Origin of the sequence: Sulfuriferula sp. GW1 (genome assembly GCF_047300855.1) — a bacterium.
GTDB lineage: Bacteria > Pseudomonadota > Gammaproteobacteria > Burkholderiales > Sulfuriferulaceae > Sulfuriferula.
In genome coordinates this window covers 2,480,770-2,497,812 of record NZ_CP170197.1, presented here as the reverse complement: position 1 = coordinate 2,497,812, position 17,043 = coordinate 2,480,770, and the positions used below count along the sequence as shown (strand labels likewise).

Genomic DNA, 17,043 nt, shown 5'->3' with positions numbered 1-17,043 from the left:
TTTAAACAACCGGGTGGGCGCGCCGGCATGGCGGCGCGCACCGACATGAATAACGGACTATTCGGAGATTGAATCATGAAAACCGCCTCAATTACCCTGGTACTGGCCCTGGCTGCGATCGCTACAGGCTGCACGACGACGGAAAACTCCTCCCGCAATCTGGGCGACCCCAGCGTACCTGGCAAGACTCTGGCCGAACAGGTGTGCTCGGACTGCCATGGCGTCACCGGTAATTCGACCAACCCTACCTTCCCCCGGCTGGCGGGACAGCAGAAATGGTACTTGATCTCGCAGTTGAAGCAGTTCCGGGGCCACCATCGCCAGGATCCGCCGGGCTTCGAGTATATGTGGGGCATCTCCCGCAGCCTGACCGATGCGCAGATCAATGAACTGGCCACCTATTTTTCCGGGCAGAAGCCCGGTGCCGACCAGCCTGGAAATGCCAAACTGGAGAGCGAGGGCAAGGCGATTTTCTCTAGCGGAATTTCCAGCGAAGGGGTTCCGGCCTGCATGGCTTGTCATGGTGCAGAAGGCGCAGGCAACGAACAGTTCCCGCGCATTGCCGGACAGCATGCCGACTATATCGTCAAACAGTTGCTGGTGTTTCAGCGGACCGACGAACGCCCCGAGGGCGTAGCCATGAAGGTGGTTGCCCACAGTCTCAAGCAGGAGGAGATGAAGGCTGTGGCCGCTTATGTTTCTACCATTGCATCAAAGTAGCCGCCACTTTCAGCCACAGTTCTTTGTGAATAATTCAGGATAGGAAAGGATTAACAAAAACCGCGTACAGACTGAAATGTATTCCGATTGTAGTTGCAGTAAAAAAGTAGTGCTTTCTGGGCCGTGGAGTCCAGGGAACTTTGCCCTGTTTTTAATCGCTGTATTTTTTAAAAAGGTATTTGCCATGACCGATATTCTGCAAAAAAAACTCTCCCGCCGCGAATTGCTGAAAGGCGCTGCCATGCTCGCTTCAATAGGCGTCCTCGCGACTACAACGGCAATCACCAGCACCTCCGCAATTGCCGGGGTTCCCAAGGCTTCCATGCAGTATCGGGACACGCCTAACGGGAAGCAGGACTGCATCAACTGTTCATTATTCGTTCCCGGCAGTTCTGCAAAAGCCAATGGCACCTGCAAGGTCGTGGACGGCTCGATCAGCCCACACGGCTATTGTGTGGCCTTTGCGGCAAAAGCATAAGCGCTTTCAGGGCACGGACAAGACACACCACGATAGCGTTCGTTAATTAGCCGCATCATTGATCTGGGTCAATGATGCGGTTCGTGCCATAGCCTATATTTAGCCACTCATTAGTGGTCTTGATGGAAAAGAGTGTGAACATGTCGAACAGCGCCAGAATGAAACAAGGTGACGCCGCGTTTTCGCTGCTTGATGAGGCGGCCATCATGGCCGCTGAGTTGCGTCATGACCCCTATGACTTTGCCTTTGCCGAGAGCGCAATCAACCCCCGTTTCAAGGATGAAGTGCTGGCCGATGCGCCGCGCATTCCTGATCGTGGGAGCTATGGTTTACCGAACCTGCACTATGGACCCAGGTTCGGGGCTGTCATTCAAGACCTTCTCAGCCCGCGCTTCCGGCACCTCGTCGAGCAGAAATTCGATACCGACCTTAGTCACAATCCGCCTGTAATCCTCATGATGGGCAATACGACGGGGCACTACAACGAAGGCTACGCCCATCCCGATTCGAAACACAAGATCATCACCGTGCTCCTGGGCTTCAGCCACGAGTGGCCCTACGAACGCGGCCGGCTCAGGGTCTTGCGTAGCGCAGACCGTGAAGACTATGCATTCGAGTTTGCGCCGGAGTTCGGGCGGATGATGATGTTCCGCGTCTGCGATCATTCCTGGCACGGTTTCCTTCCCCAGAAAGGGCAACGCATGAGTCTCCAGCTATGCTACGTCGATTCGGAATCGTACGTCAGGCGCGAGTATTTTCGCCACGGCGTAAGCGCTTTCGCCAAATCGGTGCCCCTATTGCGCAAGCTTATCGAATGGGCGCCGCGTTAAGTGGCGAACCGCTATTTCCTGGGCAAAGGAGCGCAACCATGAGCTTTCCTCACGTGCCCGATGCGGCCGCGGTCGCCAGTCATTTCGGCCGTGCATTGCGTGCCGCACGTCGCGACGAGACGCCTTACCGCCATTGGCTGCTTGACGACGTATTGCCGGAAAGCCTTGCCACAGCCGTCCTGATCCTGCCGATCGCGCCTCCGGTGATCGGTGATAGCCTGGGTGTGCGCGACATCGACAATAGTAAGCGGGCCTTCTTCACACCAGCGTTACGCGCAAGCTTTCCTACCTGCGCAGTGTTCGCCGATGCGCTGCAACGCCCGGAGATTGCCCGCCAGTTCGGGGAGACCTGCGAGATTGATGTCTCTGGCAGCTATCTACGCATGGAATATATCCAGGATACCGATGGCGCCTGGCTCGAACCGCATCATGATATTCCCGAAAAGTTGTTCTCCATGGTCATTTATCTGTGCACGGGTCCCGAGGCCAAAAATTGGGGCACCGATATCTACGATGCGGAGCGCCGCTGGGTCGGTCGGAGTTCGGCCGAGTTCAATTCGGCAGTGATCTTCGTTCCCGGGGCCGATACCTGGCACGGCTTCGACCCGCGCCCGATCATCGGCGTGCGACGCTTGCTCGAGATCAATTATGTCCGCCCGAATTGGCGTGACCGTAATCAGCTTTCGTTTCCAGACCAGCCGATTAGCGTGGCGACATGAAAAATCAGGGCGAGCTTTGCGCCGGGATGATTGGCGATTACTGGAACGGGTTCTCTATACAGCAGTCGCCAAAAACAGCGCCGCCATTCAATCAGGAAGTCGCCATGCCATGCCGCATTGACGGTGTGATCGCCAGGAGCTTCTATGGGACGAGTGGCGGGGCGGAGCATTTCATCTCCGTGGAAGTTCCTAATGGTTTCTGTCTTGGCGAGCAGATCGAACTTGTCCAGGAGCGCTACGCAGAAGCGAGAAGAGCGCTTGGCCTGGCGCCCGATACTGCGATATTCCGGCGGATTTTCCTCAGCGATGTGCTGAATCAGGCCGCATTGGTCCGCGATAGCGATTTGGTTTGCGAACCGCTCGATAGTCCGGTAGCCGTCTCGATTGTGCAGCAGGCACCATTGTCCGGCGCCAAGATTGCGCTACTGGCGTACCACGTCGAAAGCCAGGGCCACTTCACAAAACATCGTCTTACGCCGAAGCATCTGGTTGTCGAGAAGAACGGTTTGCGCCATCTCTGGAGCACCCGGCTCTGCGCCGGTGCCTGCGACGCCTCGGCCTCGACAGTGGAAGTGCAGACGCGCAAAGTCTTCAACGATCTGATCGACACCCTGTCAAGTCAGGGTAGCACGCTTCGCGACCACTGCATCAGGACATGGATTTACCTCAAGGACGTCGATGTGTTCTATCAGGGAATGGTGGACAGCCGGAGCGAACTGTTCTCGCAGCAGGGGCTGACCAACGACACGCATTATATTGCAAGCACCGGCATTGAAGGCGCCTGTGCGCACCGATCCGATCTTGTTGCGATGGACGCCTATTCCATCCTCGGCCTGGCGCCGGAACAGATGTCGTATCTCAATGACTTCGACCATCTGTGCGCGACCAAGGACTACAACGTCACTTTCGAGCGGGGCACGCGTATCGCCTACGCCGACCGGTCACATTTTTTCATCTCGGGAACAGCGAGCATCGATCGCGTTGGGCGGGTCGTGCATCCTGGTAACGTTCTCCGTCAACTCGACTTGGCGCTCAGCAATGTTGACGCTCTCTTGAGTTCAGGCTCAGCCAGTCTGGCCGACATGATGTACTTGCTCGTGTACCTGCGGGATCCGACGGATTTCGCGTGCGTTGACAGGTATCTTGAGCATCGTTTCCCTGATCTGCCCATCCTCATCGTCCAGGGTTCCGTCTGCCGGCCGGAATGGCTGGTCGAAGTTGAAGGCATCGGGGTCATGACTAATGATGAGCCCACACTTCCCTCCTTCTGATGCAGCGGGCGCAGCCTCAAAAAGTGTCAGGCAGCGTGCAAATTTGGCGATATATCAGCGTTGAATTGTGGCCAGGAACTTCCCGCCAGGAGACCCGTTAATGCTTGATATTCCGCCGCGCTGAAGTGGTTATTGTTTCGGCTAGGTGAAGTTTGAAGTTTTAATCCGGCAGTATTGCAACGGCAATCGGGCGGGTAATTGTAAAGGCTTTCGGATGATGGTGAGTTGTTCATGCCGGAGATATGGGGTAAGTGCTCATACGCTCCTTGTCGAGAGTCAAACAGAAATTGTTCCAAAACTGTTGCGAAGCCAAAAAAGGTAACAATCCATGACCTCTTTTGCCTGCAAGGTGGAAGACGTTGGATGTTTGGGTAAGCAATTGGCGACGGAGAACGCCATGCTCATGGGCAATATCCAAGCATTGGCAGAAGCACCGGCATTGTTAAAGTCTTCGCGTTATTTGTCGATAAGACTATCAGAATATTATTCTATTGTTTTTAGATATTTTAGAAAAATGAATAGATCAGACGGAAAGCCGATTCAGGATTATCAAATCCACAGCAATACCTTGCTCGTGCAAGGGAAGCAACATCATGAATATGAGAGTGGGAGCAAATTAAAATGATATCCATCAGGAACATCCCAATCAACCTCCGAATTGCTCTGACTACCGGCATCGGAGCCGTGCTGATGCTCGCCTTGGGTGCGATGGGTTGGTGGGAAACGAGCGCTTTGGTCAGGGCATCCGGTAGCCAGAGCTGGATTCCGACGCTGATCCTTGTCGCATGCGGCATCGGAGCCATTTTGTCGGTGCTTTTTGGTTTTTTCATCTCGCGCACGATCCTGAAACCGCTCGACAAGGCGGTTGAGGTTGCGCGCGCAATCGCGGGGGGCGACTTGTCGGCCCGATTCGAGATGACTCCTTCAGACGAGACGGGACAACTGATGCGCGCGCTCAATCAGATGAATGCCAATTTGGTGTCGGTAATGTCTGATGTCGGCTCAAGCGTGAATAGCATCAGGGCGGCAGCGAGCGAGATTGCCTCGGGAAACGCCGACCTGTCCAGCCGCACCGAATCACAGGCATCGAATCTGGAAGAGACCGCCAGCTCGATGGAAGAACTCACCAGCACCGTGAAGCAGAATGCCGAACACGCACGCCATGCAAACCAGCTGGTGGGCTCGACAGCCGAGATTGCGGTCAATGGCGGTCGACTCGTCGGGCAAGTGGTCGACACCATGGCGTCCATCAAGACCAGCTCGCGCAAAATATCCGACATCATCGGTGTGATTGACGGCATCGCCTTCCAGACCAATATCCTGGCACTGAATGCGGCGGTGGAAGCCGCGCGTGCCGGCGAACAGGGCCGCGGCTTTGCCGTGGTAGCGGCCGAAGTCAGGAACCTGGCGCAGCGCAGCGCCGGAGCCGCCAAGGAAATCAAGATCCTGATCGGTGACTCGGTGGAAAAGGTAGACGCTGGCAGCAAACTGGTGGATGAGGCAGGCGAGGCGATGGATGACATCGTGACTTCAGTGGAATTGGTTGTTGACATCATCAGTGGCATCGCTACCGCGAGCCAGCAACAGAGCGTTGGCATCGAGCAGGTCAACCAGGCGGTGGGGCAGATGGACGAGGCCACGCAGCAGAACGCCGCACTGGTGGAACAAGCCGCGGCCGCAGCTGAGAGTCTGCGGGATCAGGCAGACAAACTTGCCCAAGCGGTGCGCGTGTTCAAGCTGGGTGAGGAAAGTCAGGCAACATGCAGCAAGCGAATGGACATCCCGGTTCTGCGCGACCAGGTAACGATGATGCCTCGGCTGGCAAGCATCTCCCACATCACAAAAGCGCGCCCAGAAACAGAAACAAACCCAAGGCTGCACCGTTCCACTGCGTGTGATCGGTTGCACCCTTAAACTCGACTCCACAATATAGTCTTGACCGAGGAGTCCACTTTAGTTGCCACGCTGAAACGGGAAGAGAGGGCAGCTTGCGTCAAGAGCGGACCACGTGGTCGAACAACATTGATCCTTGCATCAAGCCATTTACCCCCGTATCTCCGGCCCACGCCTGGCTTTTATTGGGCAAGAATCCATTTGGCCATATCCTCAGCCTCGGCTTTTGACATCTTAGGGTGAGCGGTCATTGGTGCGCCACCCGTTTCCTTGTTCCAGTTTCCGTTCCCGCCCTTGATGATTTTCCCGGCGAGCGTGGCGATGATGGCGGGAGATGCCTTGGTGCCGTGATAGCGTTTGGCGACATCCTTGTATGCCGGGCCGATCACCTGATGATCTACCGAATGGCAGGTAAAGCAATCGCTATGTGCCATCATGCTTTTTACCTTTGGATCTCCTGCCGCCTGCGCAATGCCGGATAACGGTAATAAGGCAATCGCAGCGACGAACAGGTATTTTGCATTCATAACAATCTCCATAATGAAAATGACATCGGTAAGGTAGAACAAGCCGACAGGAGCCAGTCCCTTGCAACAAGGGTAATGGCAACCCGCCTGTTGTATGCAGGTTATAGAACCAGCCCGCGTCTGTCCTTGATCTGCATCAAGGTTTCCAAACTTTTAACGTGACACAATTAATCCACGTGTCGCCGCCAGTCAAAATCAGGAATTTCGCGCACACAAGTGACCGCGCAAGGGTGCAGGGAGATGTGGCGGAAGTGAAGTAATGCGGCGAATTGCCGCGCGTCACTATGACGCATTTACAGGTTGTGGCGCAGCCTCTTAAGCTAGCGCAAACAATCCGAAGTGGGGAGATCGGCATGCGAAAAATGAACGCGTGGCGGTGGCTGTTCTGCGCCGCTCTGGCAACTGCTGCAAACTGGACGGCAGCATATGCCGGGGAAGCCAATCCGGACACGCAACTGCCCGAGGTCGTGGTGCGCGGCGAGTTGCCGGCCGTTGACCCCAACTTGCCGGCCGTGCATGAGGGTGTGACGGCAAAAGAGATTGGGGAAACCGTCAACGTCGTCAACAGCGAGGACGCAGTGAAATACCTGCCCAGCGTGCAAATCCGTAAACGTTACATCGGCGATCGCAACAGCATTATCGTCACGCGCACTTCCGGTTCGCTCAGCAGCGCCCGCTCACTGGTCTACGCCGACGGACTGCTATTGTCCAACCTGCTCGGCAACAGCTACAATTTCCCACCGCGCTGGAGCATGGTGCCTCCCGAGGAAATCAAGCGTATCGACGTCATCTATGGCCCCTTCTCGGCGGCCTATCCGGGCAACTCGATGGGAACCACGGTTCTTATCACCACCCGTATGCCGGAGAAATTCGAAGCCCACGCCAAAGTGCAAAGTTTTTCGCAAAACTTCAAACTCTACGGCACGGACAGCGATTACAACGGTTCCCAGTTCAATGCCTTGCTCGGCAACCGCCACGGCGACCTGAGCTGGTTCATCGGCGCCAATCATCTGGACAGCCATGGTCAACCGATGACGTTCGCCACACTCGGCGCCAGTGCCAGCACCGCTGGCGCTGGCGATACGGTTGTCACCGGCGCTTACCGCGACAACGACGCCAACGGCAAGCCACGCGTGGTGCTGGGGGCGACGAGCATCGATCATACCGTGCAGGACAACTTCAATCTCAAGCTGGCCTATGACTTGACACCGACGCTGAGCGCTGCCTATAGCCTAGGCTACTGGCAGGACGACTCCGACGTTTCCGTGCAAAGCTACCTGCGCGATCCCAACGGCCATCCCGTCTATAGCGGCAACGTCAATATCGACGGCTATCGCTATTCGCTGGCGGCAAACACCTTCCAGCCGGGCAAGCGCAAGGAAGAGCACTGGATGCACGGCTTATCACTGAAGAGCGACACTGGCGGGGCGTGGGATTGGCAAGCTGTTACTAGCTGGTACAACTTCGGCAAGGATGAGCAACGCTCACCAGCGAGCGCGCTGCCAGCGGCGCAAAGCGGCGGCGCTGGGCAGATCGCCCTTGGCGACGGCACCGGTTGGCGCACCCTCGATCTCAAGGCTGACTGGCGGCCCGGATTGGACAAAGGCACGCACCAGGTCGAGTTCGGTTACCACTATGACCACTACATCCTTGACAGTCGCGTTTTCAGCACTGTCAACTGGCTGTCCGGCGCCACTGCCGCGCGCGTCTCCGCGTTCGCCGGAGATACCGAGACGCAGGCATTGTTTGTGCAGGATGCATGGCGCTTCGCGCCCGCCTGGAAACTTACGCTGGGCGAACGCTACGAATATTGGCACGCTTTCGACGGCTCGCTTTCCAACGCCGCCACGACGCTCGGGTATTCCGCACGTAGCGAGGGTTTCTCCTCGCCCAAGGCATCGCTCGCTTTTCAGGCAGCCCCTGACTGGCTGCTGCGCGCTTCGCATGGCCGCGCCTACCGCATGCCGACGGTTAGCGAACTGTTCCAGGGCACCATCAACAGTGGCGCCATCGTCAACAATGATCCCAATCTCAAGCCGGAGAAGGCATGGTCCAGCGAATTTACCGTCGAACGCAACCTCCAGAATGGCCTGCTGCGTCTGTCCCTGTTCCAGGAAGATGTCGCCGACGCGCTCTATAGCCAAACCAACGTCACGGTATTCCCCACCGTGACCAGCATCCAGAACATTGACAAGATTCGCACCCGGGGGATCGAACTTGCCTACCAGGGCAAGGACATTGCAGTGCGGGGGCTCGATTTATCCGGCAGTTTGACCTATGTGGATTCGGTCATCCTGAAGAACGACAAGTTCCCCGCCAGCGTCGGCAAGCAGCAGCCGCGCGTGCCAAACTGGCGCGCCACCGCCGTGGCGACTTACCACCAGGGCGATCGTCTGACCTACACCCTGGCCGCGCGCTACAGCGGCCGGCAATACAACACCCTGGACAACATCGACAGCAACCCGGACACCTACGGCGGGACCAGCCGCTTCTTCGTGGTGGACACCAAGGTGAACTACGTGTTCGCAAAGCTCGTCACTGCTTCGGTCGGGGTGGATAACCTGAATAACTACCGTTATTACGCTTACCATCCGTACCCGCAACGCACTTTTTACGTCGCGGTAAAAATCGATTATTGAACGAGGTGGCGGGGGGATGGTTGATCCCGTCCTCCGGTCAAGCCCCGCGCACCCAGTCGGGCCGATAATTTTATTGATGCTTAGTGAAATAAAAATATTGATGAACGTATTTTCTCATAGCGGCGGGGATCACCAGCAGGCAATTCTTATCGACGGTTGCCCGCTGCCGGACGCTATCCGGCAAGGCCGGTCGACGGCGACGAAATCTGCCCGCATCTGGACGTTGCACCGCATCCATAAGTGGACGGGCCTGCTCGCCGCCCTCTGGCTGGCGGTGCTGGGGACGACCGGCTTCGCCATCGACCATCGTGACTGGCGCTGGCTGTGGCAACCCGCGTTTCCCGCCGCCTGGCTGCCGCACGCCGTCGCCGCCAAAAGTGTTCATGGGGCAGTCGGGCTTTACCAGATAAATCCGCAAAAACCTACCGACCGGCTTGCAGGCGGACGACGCGGTCTTTGGCTGAGCGTGGATAACGGGCGCCACTGGTCGCGCCCGGGTTTCGAAAAACGTGCCGGACAACCGCAAATTCTTGCCATCGAGCCCGATCCTGTAAGGGGGTGGCAACGGTTGTGGCTGGCGACGGACGACGGCGTTTGGCGCTCTGCCGATGGCGGACACAGCTTCGCGCGCATCGCGCTGTCGGGGCAGCTGGTAACCGCGCTTACGGCCGGAGATCGGGGCGGGGCCCTGCTGGGTGTGGTTGAGCGCAGCCGCGTGTTTCGTCTCGACACCGCGCAACCCCGACTGGTGGAGTGGTTAGATTTGCAACCGCTTGATCCGCACCTGTTGCCGGCATGGGTCGATCTTTCCCGGCTGGTACATGATGTGCATTTTGGCCGCGGCATCTTTTCCGGCGGCGCTTCGCTGTTGCTCAATGACATCGCCGCGTTCGCCCTGGTGCTGTTGCCGTTGACCGGGTTTCTTTACTGGGCGCTGCCCAAGCACTGGAAACGTCGGCGCCGGGCGGGACAAGAAGTGTCGGCCCGCACCAAGGGCCGTACCATCCGCTGGCTGTTCCGGCTGCATGGGCCGCTAGCCGGTATCGTGACGCTGGTGCCCATTGTCTATCTGTGCTTAACCGGAATCCTGCTCGACCACGGTACGGCTCTCAACCGCTGGATGCACTCCATTTCGCTCACCCGCGCCTGGCTACCGCCGGTGTATAAAATGGGAAACTGGCAGGATCAAATCTATGCTATCGCTGGTTATCCAGGTGCGGCAAATACTTTGAGCATAGGTACCCGTGCCGGTCTGTTCACCTCGACTGATAGCGGTCACACGTGGGCGCGCGACGAAGCGGCGTCAGGTTTCATCTGGACGATGCGGCGGGTGGGCGGTGCCCTGTTCATCGGCGGCATGGGCAGCCCGAATTTTGTCAAAACCGACGGTGGTGCGTGGCGGGTCGTGCGGAGTGCCGGCATGATGCCCTCCGATGTGACGGCACTCCCCGGCGGCGGCTGGGCATGGAAAAGCGTTCACGGATTCAAAATTACCGATCGTCCCTCATCCGACGTGTCAACGGCCTTGCCGGAGGTAACGCAAGCCACCTGGTTCGACGTGTTTGATGGACTGCATAGTGGTCTTCTGATCCATGTCCAGTGGAAATGGATGAACGATCTGTTCGCGGTGGCGGCGATACTGCTGGTGCTGACCGGCATACCGCGCTGGTGGCGCAAGAAATGGATGTGACGGCACTGCTCACTCCGCCCATGGTCGTGATCGGCAGCGAAGATTGGGGCGGGCGGAGTGAGGGCGGCTGGATTACTGCGCTGGTATTGGCGTTGACCGTGCACGTCGCGGTCGGTTATGGATTTTTTCACTCGCAGGCGGCGCGGGTTCATCCCTCAATCACACCAACCGTAGTGGAAGCCACGCTGATGGCGGCGCCTCTCTCGCCCCCCATTACGCCCCCGACGGAAAAGCGCAAGATGTTGCCGGCGCCGAAACAGCATCAGGTTGTGCAGACATCCCGGGCGCGTCGCGCGTTTTCTTCCCGGCCGGTACAAAAATCGGTTGAGGTGGCCTCCGTGCCATCTTCTGTGCCAGCAGTAGCGGAGCCGGAACCGGCTCCGGTGATATCTCCTCCGGCGGCCATTGCTGCCGTTCCGGCTACGCCGCCACTGGAGCCACCCCGCTTCAGCGTAGCCTATTTGCACAATCCGCCGCCGTTTTATCCGCTGATGGCGAGGCACAATGGCTACCAGGGAACGGTGCTGGTGCGGGCCGAGGTGTCGGTCGAAGGAAATTGCCTGCAAGCGCGGGTGGAAAAAAGTAGCGGCTATGCGGTGCTCGACCAGGCGGCGCTGGAAGCGGTGAAACAATGGCGTTTCCTCCCCGCCCGGCGCGGTGATCAAACAGTAGCGGCATGGGTGGAAGTGCCGGTCACCTTCCGATTGGAAAGCTAGACTGAAGCCCGTTTCGGTGAATTATTGACAGAAAGATTATGATGCCTGGATTTACCTCGTCAACCGTATTTGCCGCCACCTTATGGGTGCTGGCTGTTTTTTCCCTCGGAACCTGGACGCTTATCGTGCGCAAAGGCTGGCTGCAATGGCGGCTGTCCCGACAGAACAAACAGTTTCAACAAGCATTCTGGGGTGCACCCGGCTGGCGCGAAGCGGAAGCCCTCGCCGCAGACGCGCAAGGCACACTTGCGGCGTTGTGCCGCGCGGGTCTCGCGGCATTGCGCGAAGTCGAAAGCGACGCTACCCCCTCGCTGGGGCAGCGCGGCGACCGCCAGGACGTCCTGGAACGGGGGCTGCGCCAACAGATCCAGAAACTCCAGCACCGGCTGGAGAGCGGCCTGATGATACTGGCTAGCGTCGGCGCCACTGCCCCCTTCGTCGGTTTGTTCGGCACGGTGTGGGGCATCATGCACGCGCTCCAGGGCATCAGCCACAGTGGTTCCACCGGGCTGGATGTAGTGGCGGGACCGATCGGTGAAGCACTGATCGCCACCGCGTTGGGCATCGCTACCGCGATCCCTGCGGTCCTGGCATACAACTATGGCGTGCGCCGGCTGCGGCTGTATATGGCCGAAATGGATGACTTTGCCATGGATTTTCTGCGTCTGGCGATGAAATCCGGTTTCCAGGCCCAATCATAAAGGGAGGCAGGCAATGATATTTCATACCCGATCCGAGCTGACAGTGATGAGTGAAATCAACGTCACCCCGCTGGTGGATGTGATGCTGGTGCTACTGGTGGTGTTTATCGTCACCGCCCCGCTGCTGATGCAAGCGGTGAAGGTGCAGTTGCCAAAAACGGCGCAGGTGGCGTCCCTCAAGCAGACACGCACGCTGCAACTTGGCATCGACGCGCAAGGCGATATTTTCCTCGACCGGAAAAAGATATCACTCGACCGCTTGGAAGGCGCACTCAAACGGCTGCGGACGGAAAACGCCGACACTGCGGTTCAACTTCAGGCTGACGGGCGCGTTCCCTACAGCCAGGTGGCGCAGGCTATGGCGGTGGTGCAGCGCGCGGGAATCAGCAAGCTGCTGTTTGTCACGGTGCATAATTGACCAGGATTGCGCCCGGGACGGAAAGAATGAGCCTGCGAGTCGGTAACGCCGACTTGATTCTGGCCCTCTTGAGATCAGCCGAACTTGTACTGGATGCCATAGCCGCTGCGGGGGTATTCCCATTCCACATTGATATGGGTGTCGCAGACCACCCGGCAGGTGCCGCACTCCAGGCAGCCGTCGGTTGTGAGCATCACTTTCCCGCCTTCCACGGTGTAGCAGCCGGCAGGGCAGCACACGGCGCATTGCTTGGTTGCGCAGCTTGTGACACAAATTTCGGGGTCTCTGATGCGGATGTGTGGGGTGTCTGCATCCAGCAGGTAGCGGTTCTGGAACAGGCTTTCTTCGACTTTCGCAGTCGTTGTCATCGTATTGCCCTCCACAGTTTGAAGGCGTCGCCCAGTATGCCGAACAGTGTGCGGCGTTCGCGAAAACTGTTGAAAATCGCGTTTTCCTTGGCACGTTTTCCCTCGCCGTCCACCATGAGCAGGGTATAGGCGGAACGGTTCAGCAACTCGGGATAGGTGGTGAAGAACTGCTTGTTGGTGTGAAAAATATCCGGCAGGTTCTTGTATTTTTTCATGTCATCCATCACGAAGCTGCCGTCCAACCGCTGTTTGTACGCGGCCAGATTGTGAGCGCTCATGGCCTTTTTCGCGGCGTATAGCTCGATCACTGTTTCCGCGGCTATGCGCCCGGTGGTCATCGCCAGATTGGAGCCTTCGCGATGCACCGCGTTGACGAACATGCCGGAGTCACCCACGATCAGCCAGCCGTCGCCGTACACTTGGGGAATCGCATGGTAGCCGCCCTCGGGGATGAGATGGGCGGAGTATTCCTTCATCTCTCCGCCTTGCAATAGCGGCTTGATGGCGGGATGCGCCTTGGTGCGTTCCAGCAGTTCGAAGGGAGTGGTTTTCTGCGCCATGAAATCGGACAGCATGCAGCCTACGCCGATGCTGATGGAATCCTTGTTGGCATAAAGGAAACCGGTACCCATCATGCCCTGGGTGATCTTGCCCAGCATTTCTATCACCACTCCTTCATCTTTGCCGATGTTAAAGCGGCTCTCCACCACGTCTCTGGGCAGGAAATGGATTTCCTTCACTGCCAGGGCGACATCTTTCGGCTTCAATTCCCCGCGGAATCCGGCTTTGCGGGCCAGTGTGGAATTCACGCCGTCGGCAAGGATCACCACGTCGGCGTAGATCTTGCCGTGCTTCCGGTCCACCTCCACGCCGATCACCTTGCCTTGCTTGCTGCGCAGCAGTTCCTTGACGGTGACTTCGCAAATCACCAGTGCACCTGCCTCTCGCACTTTCTTCGAAAACCATTTGTCGAACTTGGCGCGGATGATGGTGTAGCGGTTGTGGGGCGGCTTGTTGAAGTCGTTGGAACGAAAAGTAGTGCCGATATAGGACTCGTCGTCCAGCACCCACATCCGCTGCTCGATGATGTGCCGCTCCAGCGGCGCGCTATCGCGGAAATCGGGAATGATGCGTTCCAACGCGTCGGAGTAAAGGATCGCGCCCTGCACGTTTTTGGAGCCGGGCGCCTCGCCCCGCTCCAGTTGCAGCACGGCCAGCCCGGCCTTGGCCAGGGTATAGGCGGCGGCATTGCCCGCCGGTCCGGCACCCACCACGATCACATCGAATTTTTGCGCGCTGGCGGCTGCCGCCAGTTTTGCGGTCTGATTCGTTTGCGAATCGCCGTCTGGCGCCGTCATCCCGGCTTGAACCATTTGCGAGTTGCCGGCTTGCGCCGGCATCCCTGCCTGAACCATTTCACTCATGTTTCCCGCCTATCCTGTTTGTTTCATGGTTGCCAGCTTCTGCCGAAACGCCTCGGTCAGGGCCGGCAGTAGCGTCAGCGCATCGCCGACGATGCCGAGATGGGCGAAATCGAAAATCGGCGCATTGGGATCGTTATTGATGGCGATGATGCAATCCGCTCCTTCCATCCCTACCCGGTGCTGAATGGCACCGGAGATGCCGACGGCGATATACAGCTTGGGACGCACCGTTTTGCCGGACTGGCCGACCTGCCGGTCCGGTTCCACCCAGCCCGCCTGCACCACCGGACGGGAAGCGCCCACCTCGGCGCCCAATACTTCCGCCAGATCCCAGATCAATTGAAAGTTCTCCGGCTTGCCCAAACCGCGGCCGCCGGCCACGATCACATCGGCGAAAGGCAGCTGGGGTTTGTCCCGGCTGTCGTCGGCGATGAATTCCAGCACCTTGGTGACGATGTCGTCTTCCGCCAGCGTCAGGGGATGTTCGACGATGCGCCCGGTGCGGTTTGCGTCACGCTCCGGCATGGCCATCACCCGCGGGCGCACGGTAGCCATCTGCGGACGGTAGTTGAGGGTGACGATGGTACATAGCAGGCTGCCGCCGAAAGTGGGGCGGGTGGCCAGCAGGCCGCGGTTTTCCGGATCGATGGTGAGCCCCGTGCAGTCGGCGGTGAGGCCGGTCTGCAGCGTGGTCGCCACGCTCCCCGCCAAATCGCGCCCCTGGGTGGTGGCGCCCAGCAACAGGATTTCCGGCTGGTAAGTGTTTACCAATTCAGTCAGTCCCTGTGTGAACGGGTCGTTGCGGTAGTCCCGCAATACCTCGTTCTCCATCAGGTAGCACAGGTCCGCACCGTACCGGCAGGCTTCCGCGCAGAAGCGCCGGGTTTCCTCGCCGGCTGCGCCCAGCACCACGCCGGCGAGTTCCACACCCAGCAGGTCGGCGAGCTTGCGCCCCTCGCCCAACAACTCCCACGACACCGGATGCGCTTGCCCGCGCTCATGCTCGATGAACACCCACACGCCTTTGTAAGCTGCCAGGCGCGGGTTGAGTTCGCCCTTGTGGCGGCTTTTCCTGGTCTGCACTGCTTCGCTCATGACATAGATCCTGTTGATTTAACGGGCACGTTTGGCCAGCTCTTTTTCCACTTGAGGGAAAAGCGTACCCAGGCGGGCGATTAGCGCCACGGTAAGCTCCTGGGAACTGCCGCCGTCCACCGTAATGATTTCCGCCTTGGTGGCGCGCGGAGTAGGGGTGAACACCTTGTTTACGATCGTCGGCGAACCCTTGAGGCCAACCTTGGTCACGTCTTCAATACCTGCTGCCGCTCTGTCCCATTGCCTGAGCGGATGGAGGGCGGCGCGGAACAGGTCGGGCATGGAGCCGAAGCGCATGGCATTGCTGCCTTCCAGCATGGTGATAAGGCAGGGCAACGCCGTCCTGAGCACCTGAACGCCGCCCTCGGCGCGGCGTTCCACCACGATCTCGCGTCTGTCCGGGTCTACGGAAACAATCCTCGACACGTAAGTCAGGAGCTGCAATTCGAGCCGTTTGGCGACGCCTGGGCCTACCTGAGCGGTATCGCCATCGATGGTCTGTTTGCCGGTAAACACCATATCCACCGGCTCTTCCCTGGCGATCTGGCGGATCGCTGCGGCCAGGACATAGCTGGTGGCCAGCGTATCGGCACCGGCAAAAGACTTGTCGGTGATCAGAATGGCGTCGTCCGCGCCGTAAGCCAGCGCCTTGCGCAACGCCGGTTCGGCCTGGGACGGGCCCATGGTGATCACCGTGACCTTGCCGCCGAAATGATCCCTGAGACGCAAGGCTTCTTCCAGCGCAAACAGATCGTAGGGATTGATGATGGCAGGCACTCCCTGCCGCATAATGGTGTTGGTGACCGGATGGATGCGGATCTGGGCGCTGTCCGGTACCTGCTTGATGCAAACCACGCTGTGCATTGCTTTCCCTCCTCGGGTACTAAAGCATCATCGTAAAATCATGGCAAAACCACGTTCGCGGAACCGTAGCGATTCAACACAACAAGGGTCTCTCGAGAATCGCATCCAGCAAGGCGCGCACGTTCTCCCACGGTTCCCGGCCCGGAACAGTCACAGGATCGGCTGTCACCGCGCCGTCGGCATCGTGAAAATGGTTAGGGAAGGTCGCAAGCCCTGGATGGACCGGCGCGGTATCGATGCGTAGCAGCGCTTCACGCCATAGCCATTGCACGGAATATTCGTCGGCGTTCAGATAGCGCAGTTCCACCACAAGTCCGTTAACAAACGTGACCGTCAGGGCATCCTGCGAGAATGTCGGGTCCGCCGCGAGCTCGTCCGTGTATTGCGCTGCAATTTCGTCCTTCAGCTCAACATGCAGTAGCATGGTCAAAGTCCCTTCAGATAGGCATTCAGGTCATCGCGAATGACTTCTCTCGTCGCATCGATGATGCTGGCGCTCAAGTAGTCCTCGTAGCCGGGATGCTCCGCTACCGCACCTTCAATAATAGCCTGCTTGAGCTGCGCCTCATCCGCCACACCCTGTCTCTTCAGCACTTCTAAACGATTTTCCCGCAGCTCAAATGTGAGCTTCGTGATGTGGTCGATATGCTCGGCATCTTCATAGGGAATGTTCTCAAAAAAATTGCTCAT

General features: G+C 58.3%; 18 protein-coding genes and 1 pseudogene. 12 read left to right on the top strand and 7 right to left on the bottom strand.

Annotated elements, in window-relative coordinates:
• Window positions 1-75: 75 nt before the first annotated feature.
• The 7 genes and pseudogenes from ACFDAU_RS12300 to ACFDAU_RS12270 form a co-directional block, all read left to right on the top strand.
• Complete coding sequence (locus ACFDAU_RS12300) at window positions 76-720, top strand: c-type cytochrome (protein WP_413437192.1); 645 nt, start codon at window positions 76-78, stop codon at window positions 718-720.
• Between the two features lie 184 nt (window positions 721-904).
• Window positions 905-1,198, top strand: coding sequence for a high-potential iron-sulfur protein (locus tag ACFDAU_RS12295; RefSeq protein ID WP_413437191.1), 294 nt, complete (start codon window positions 905-907; stop codon window positions 1,196-1,198).
• 140 nt (window positions 1,199-1,338) lie between these two features.
• Window positions 1,339-2,028 carry a 2OG-Fe(II) oxygenase gene (locus ACFDAU_RS12290; RefSeq protein WP_413437190.1) on the top strand — a complete coding sequence of 230 codons (690 nt, stop codon included), beginning with the start codon at window positions 1,339-1,341 and terminating at the stop codon, window positions 2,026-2,028.
• A 38-nt stretch (window positions 2,029-2,066) separates the two neighbouring features.
• Window positions 2,067-2,747: a hypothetical protein gene (locus tag ACFDAU_RS12285; RefSeq protein WP_413437189.1), complete on the top strand. Its 681-nt coding sequence runs from the start codon at window positions 2,067-2,069 to the stop codon at window positions 2,745-2,747.
• Window positions 2,744-4,018: a Rid family hydrolase gene (locus tag ACFDAU_RS12280; RefSeq protein ID WP_413437188.1), complete on the top strand. Its 1,275-nt coding sequence runs from the start codon at window positions 2,744-2,746 to the stop codon at window positions 4,016-4,018. The genes ACFDAU_RS12285 and ACFDAU_RS12280 overlap by 4 nt, the downstream gene beginning before the upstream one ends.
• 328 nt (window positions 4,019-4,346) lie before the next feature.
• Window positions 4,347-4,643, top strand: coding sequence for a hypothetical protein (locus tag ACFDAU_RS12275; RefSeq protein ID WP_413437187.1), 297 nt, complete (start codon window positions 4,347-4,349; stop codon window positions 4,641-4,643).
• Between the two features lie 170 nt (window positions 4,644-4,813).
• A pseudogene (locus ACFDAU_RS12270) lies at window positions 4,814-5,932 on the top strand (methyl-accepting chemotaxis protein); the annotation flags it as partial.
• 161 nt (window positions 5,933-6,093) lie between these two features.
• On the opposite strand, the gene ACFDAU_RS12265 reads toward ACFDAU_RS12270, so the two are convergent.
• On the bottom strand, window positions 6,094-6,438 hold the full coding sequence (locus ACFDAU_RS12265; RefSeq protein WP_413437186.1) for a c-type cytochrome: 345 nt from the start codon (window positions 6,436-6,438) through the stop codon (window positions 6,094-6,096).
• 353 nt (window positions 6,439-6,791) lie between these two features.
• On the opposite strand from ACFDAU_RS12265, the gene ACFDAU_RS12260 reads away from it, so the two are divergent.
• The 5 genes from ACFDAU_RS12260 to ACFDAU_RS12240 all read left to right on the top strand — a co-directional run bounded on the left by ACFDAU_RS12260 (window position 6,792) and on the right by ACFDAU_RS12240 (window position 12,602).
• The gene (locus ACFDAU_RS12260) at window positions 6,792-9,077 is read left to right on the top strand and encodes a TonB-dependent receptor (protein ID WP_413437185.1); all 2,286 of its coding nucleotides are present in this window, start codon (window positions 6,792-6,794) and stop codon (window positions 9,075-9,077) included.
• A gap of 100 nt (window positions 9,078-9,177) precedes the next feature.
• Window positions 9,178-10,767 (top strand): PepSY-associated TM helix domain-containing protein, encoded by a 1,590-nt coding sequence (locus tag ACFDAU_RS12255; RefSeq protein ID WP_413437184.1) that lies wholly within the window; start codon window positions 9,178-9,180, stop codon window positions 10,765-10,767.
• Entirely contained in the window at window positions 10,683-11,483 is an 801-nt protein-coding gene (locus ACFDAU_RS12250; protein ID WP_413437183.1) for an energy transducer TonB, read from the top strand. Before ACFDAU_RS12255 ends, ACFDAU_RS12250 begins: the two co-directional genes overlap by 85 nt.
• Window positions 11,484-11,521: 38 nt before the next feature.
• Complete coding sequence (locus ACFDAU_RS12245) at window positions 11,522-12,184, top strand: MotA/TolQ/ExbB proton channel family protein (RefSeq protein ID WP_413437182.1); 663 nt, start codon at window positions 11,522-11,524, stop codon at window positions 12,182-12,184.
• A gap of 13 nt (window positions 12,185-12,197) precedes the next feature.
• A complete protein-coding gene (locus tag ACFDAU_RS12240; RefSeq protein WP_413437181.1) occupies window positions 12,198-12,602 on the top strand; it encodes an ExbD/TolR family protein in 405 nt (134 codons plus the stop codon).
• Window positions 12,603-12,676: 74 nt separating this feature from the next.
• On the opposite strand, the gene ACFDAU_RS12235 is transcribed toward ACFDAU_RS12240, so the two are convergent.
• The 6 genes from ACFDAU_RS12235 to ACFDAU_RS12210 all read right to left on the bottom strand — a co-directional run bounded on the left by ACFDAU_RS12235 (window position 12,677) and on the right by ACFDAU_RS12210 (window position 17,043).
• Window positions 12,677-12,970, bottom strand: a complete 294-nt coding sequence (locus ACFDAU_RS12235) for a ferredoxin family protein (RefSeq protein WP_413437180.1) — start codon at window positions 12,968-12,970, stop codon at window positions 12,677-12,679.
• Window positions 12,967-14,394, bottom strand: a complete 1,428-nt coding sequence (locus tag ACFDAU_RS12230) for an FAD-dependent oxidoreductase (protein ID WP_413437179.1) — start codon at window positions 14,392-14,394, stop codon at window positions 12,967-12,969. The genes ACFDAU_RS12235 and ACFDAU_RS12230 overlap by 4 nt, the downstream gene beginning before the upstream one ends.
• 9 nt (window positions 14,395-14,403) lie before the next feature.
• Window positions 14,404-15,489: an electron transfer flavoprotein subunit alpha/FixB family protein gene (locus ACFDAU_RS12225; RefSeq protein WP_413437178.1), complete on the bottom strand. Its 1,086-nt coding sequence runs from the start codon at window positions 15,487-15,489 to the stop codon at window positions 14,404-14,406.
• 18 nt (window positions 15,490-15,507) lie between these two features.
• On the bottom strand, window positions 15,508-16,353 hold the full coding sequence (locus tag ACFDAU_RS12220; protein WP_413437177.1) for an electron transfer flavoprotein subunit beta/FixA family protein: 846 nt from the start codon (window positions 16,351-16,353) through the stop codon (window positions 15,508-15,510).
• A gap of 73 nt (window positions 16,354-16,426) precedes the next feature.
• Window positions 16,427-16,777 carry a DUF6516 family protein gene (locus tag ACFDAU_RS12215; RefSeq protein ID WP_413437176.1) on the bottom strand — a complete coding sequence of 117 codons (351 nt, stop codon included), beginning with the start codon at window positions 16,775-16,777 and terminating at the stop codon, window positions 16,427-16,429.
• 2 nt (window positions 16,778-16,779) lie between these two features.
• A complete protein-coding gene (locus ACFDAU_RS12210) occupies window positions 16,780-17,043 on the bottom strand; it encodes a hypothetical protein (RefSeq protein ID WP_413437175.1) in 264 nt (87 codons plus the stop codon).

Bases quoted from the DNA above. Each gene is read 5' to 3' on its own strand.
- ACFDAU_RS12280 (WP_413437188.1), top strand. From the start codon at position 2,744: ATGAAAAATCAGGGCGAGCTTTGCGCCGGGATGATTGGCGATTACTGG.
- ACFDAU_RS12225 (WP_413437178.1), bottom strand. From the start codon at position 15,489: ATGAGCGAAGCAGTGCAGACCAGGAAAAGCCGCCACAAGGGCGAACTC.
- ACFDAU_RS12215 (WP_413437176.1), bottom strand. From the start codon at position 16,777: ATGCTACTGCATGTTGAGCTGAAGGACGAAATTGCAGCGCAATACACG.
- ACFDAU_RS12290 (WP_413437190.1), top strand. From the start codon at position 1,339: ATGTCGAACAGCGCCAGAATGAAACAAGGTGACGCCGCGTTTTCGCTG.
- ACFDAU_RS12265 (WP_413437186.1), bottom strand. From the start codon at position 6,438: ATGAATGCAAAATACCTGTTCGTCGCTGCGATTGCCTTATTACCGTTA.
- ACFDAU_RS12235 (WP_413437180.1), bottom strand. From the start codon at position 12,970: ATGACAACGACTGCGAAAGTCGAAGAAAGCCTGTTCCAGAACCGCTAC.
- ACFDAU_RS12255 (WP_413437184.1), top strand. From the start codon at position 9,178: ATGAACGTATTTTCTCATAGCGGCGGGGATCACCAGCAGGCAATTCTT.
- ACFDAU_RS12295 (WP_413437191.1), top strand. From the start codon at position 905: ATGACCGATATTCTGCAAAAAAAACTCTCCCGCCGCGAATTGCTGAAA.
- ACFDAU_RS12240 (WP_413437181.1), top strand. From the start codon at position 12,198: ATGATATTTCATACCCGATCCGAGCTGACAGTGATGAGTGAAATCAAC.
- ACFDAU_RS12260 (WP_413437185.1), top strand. From the start codon at position 6,792: ATGCGAAAAATGAACGCGTGGCGGTGGCTGTTCTGCGCCGCTCTGGCA.
- ACFDAU_RS12245 (WP_413437182.1), top strand. From the start codon at position 11,522: ATGATGCCTGGATTTACCTCGTCAACCGTATTTGCCGCCACCTTATGG.
- ACFDAU_RS12300 (WP_413437192.1), top strand. From the start codon at position 76: ATGAAAACCGCCTCAATTACCCTGGTACTGGCCCTGGCTGCGATCGCT.
- ACFDAU_RS12220 (WP_413437177.1), bottom strand. From the start codon at position 16,353: ATGCACAGCGTGGTTTGCATCAAGCAGGTACCGGACAGCGCCCAGATC.
- ACFDAU_RS12275 (WP_413437187.1), top strand. From the start codon at position 4,347: ATGACCTCTTTTGCCTGCAAGGTGGAAGACGTTGGATGTTTGGGTAAG.
- ACFDAU_RS12250 (WP_413437183.1), top strand. From the start codon at position 10,683: ATGGATGAACGATCTGTTCGCGGTGGCGGCGATACTGCTGGTGCTGAC.
- ACFDAU_RS12285 (WP_413437189.1), top strand. From the start codon at position 2,067: ATGAGCTTTCCTCACGTGCCCGATGCGGCCGCGGTCGCCAGTCATTTC.
- ACFDAU_RS12210 (WP_413437175.1), bottom strand. From the start codon at position 17,043: ATGAGCAATTTTTTTGAGAACATTCCCTATGAAGATGCCGAGCATATC.
- ACFDAU_RS12230 (WP_413437179.1), bottom strand. From the start codon at position 14,394: ATGAGTGAAATGGTTCAGGCAGGGATGCCGGCGCAAGCCGGCAACTCG.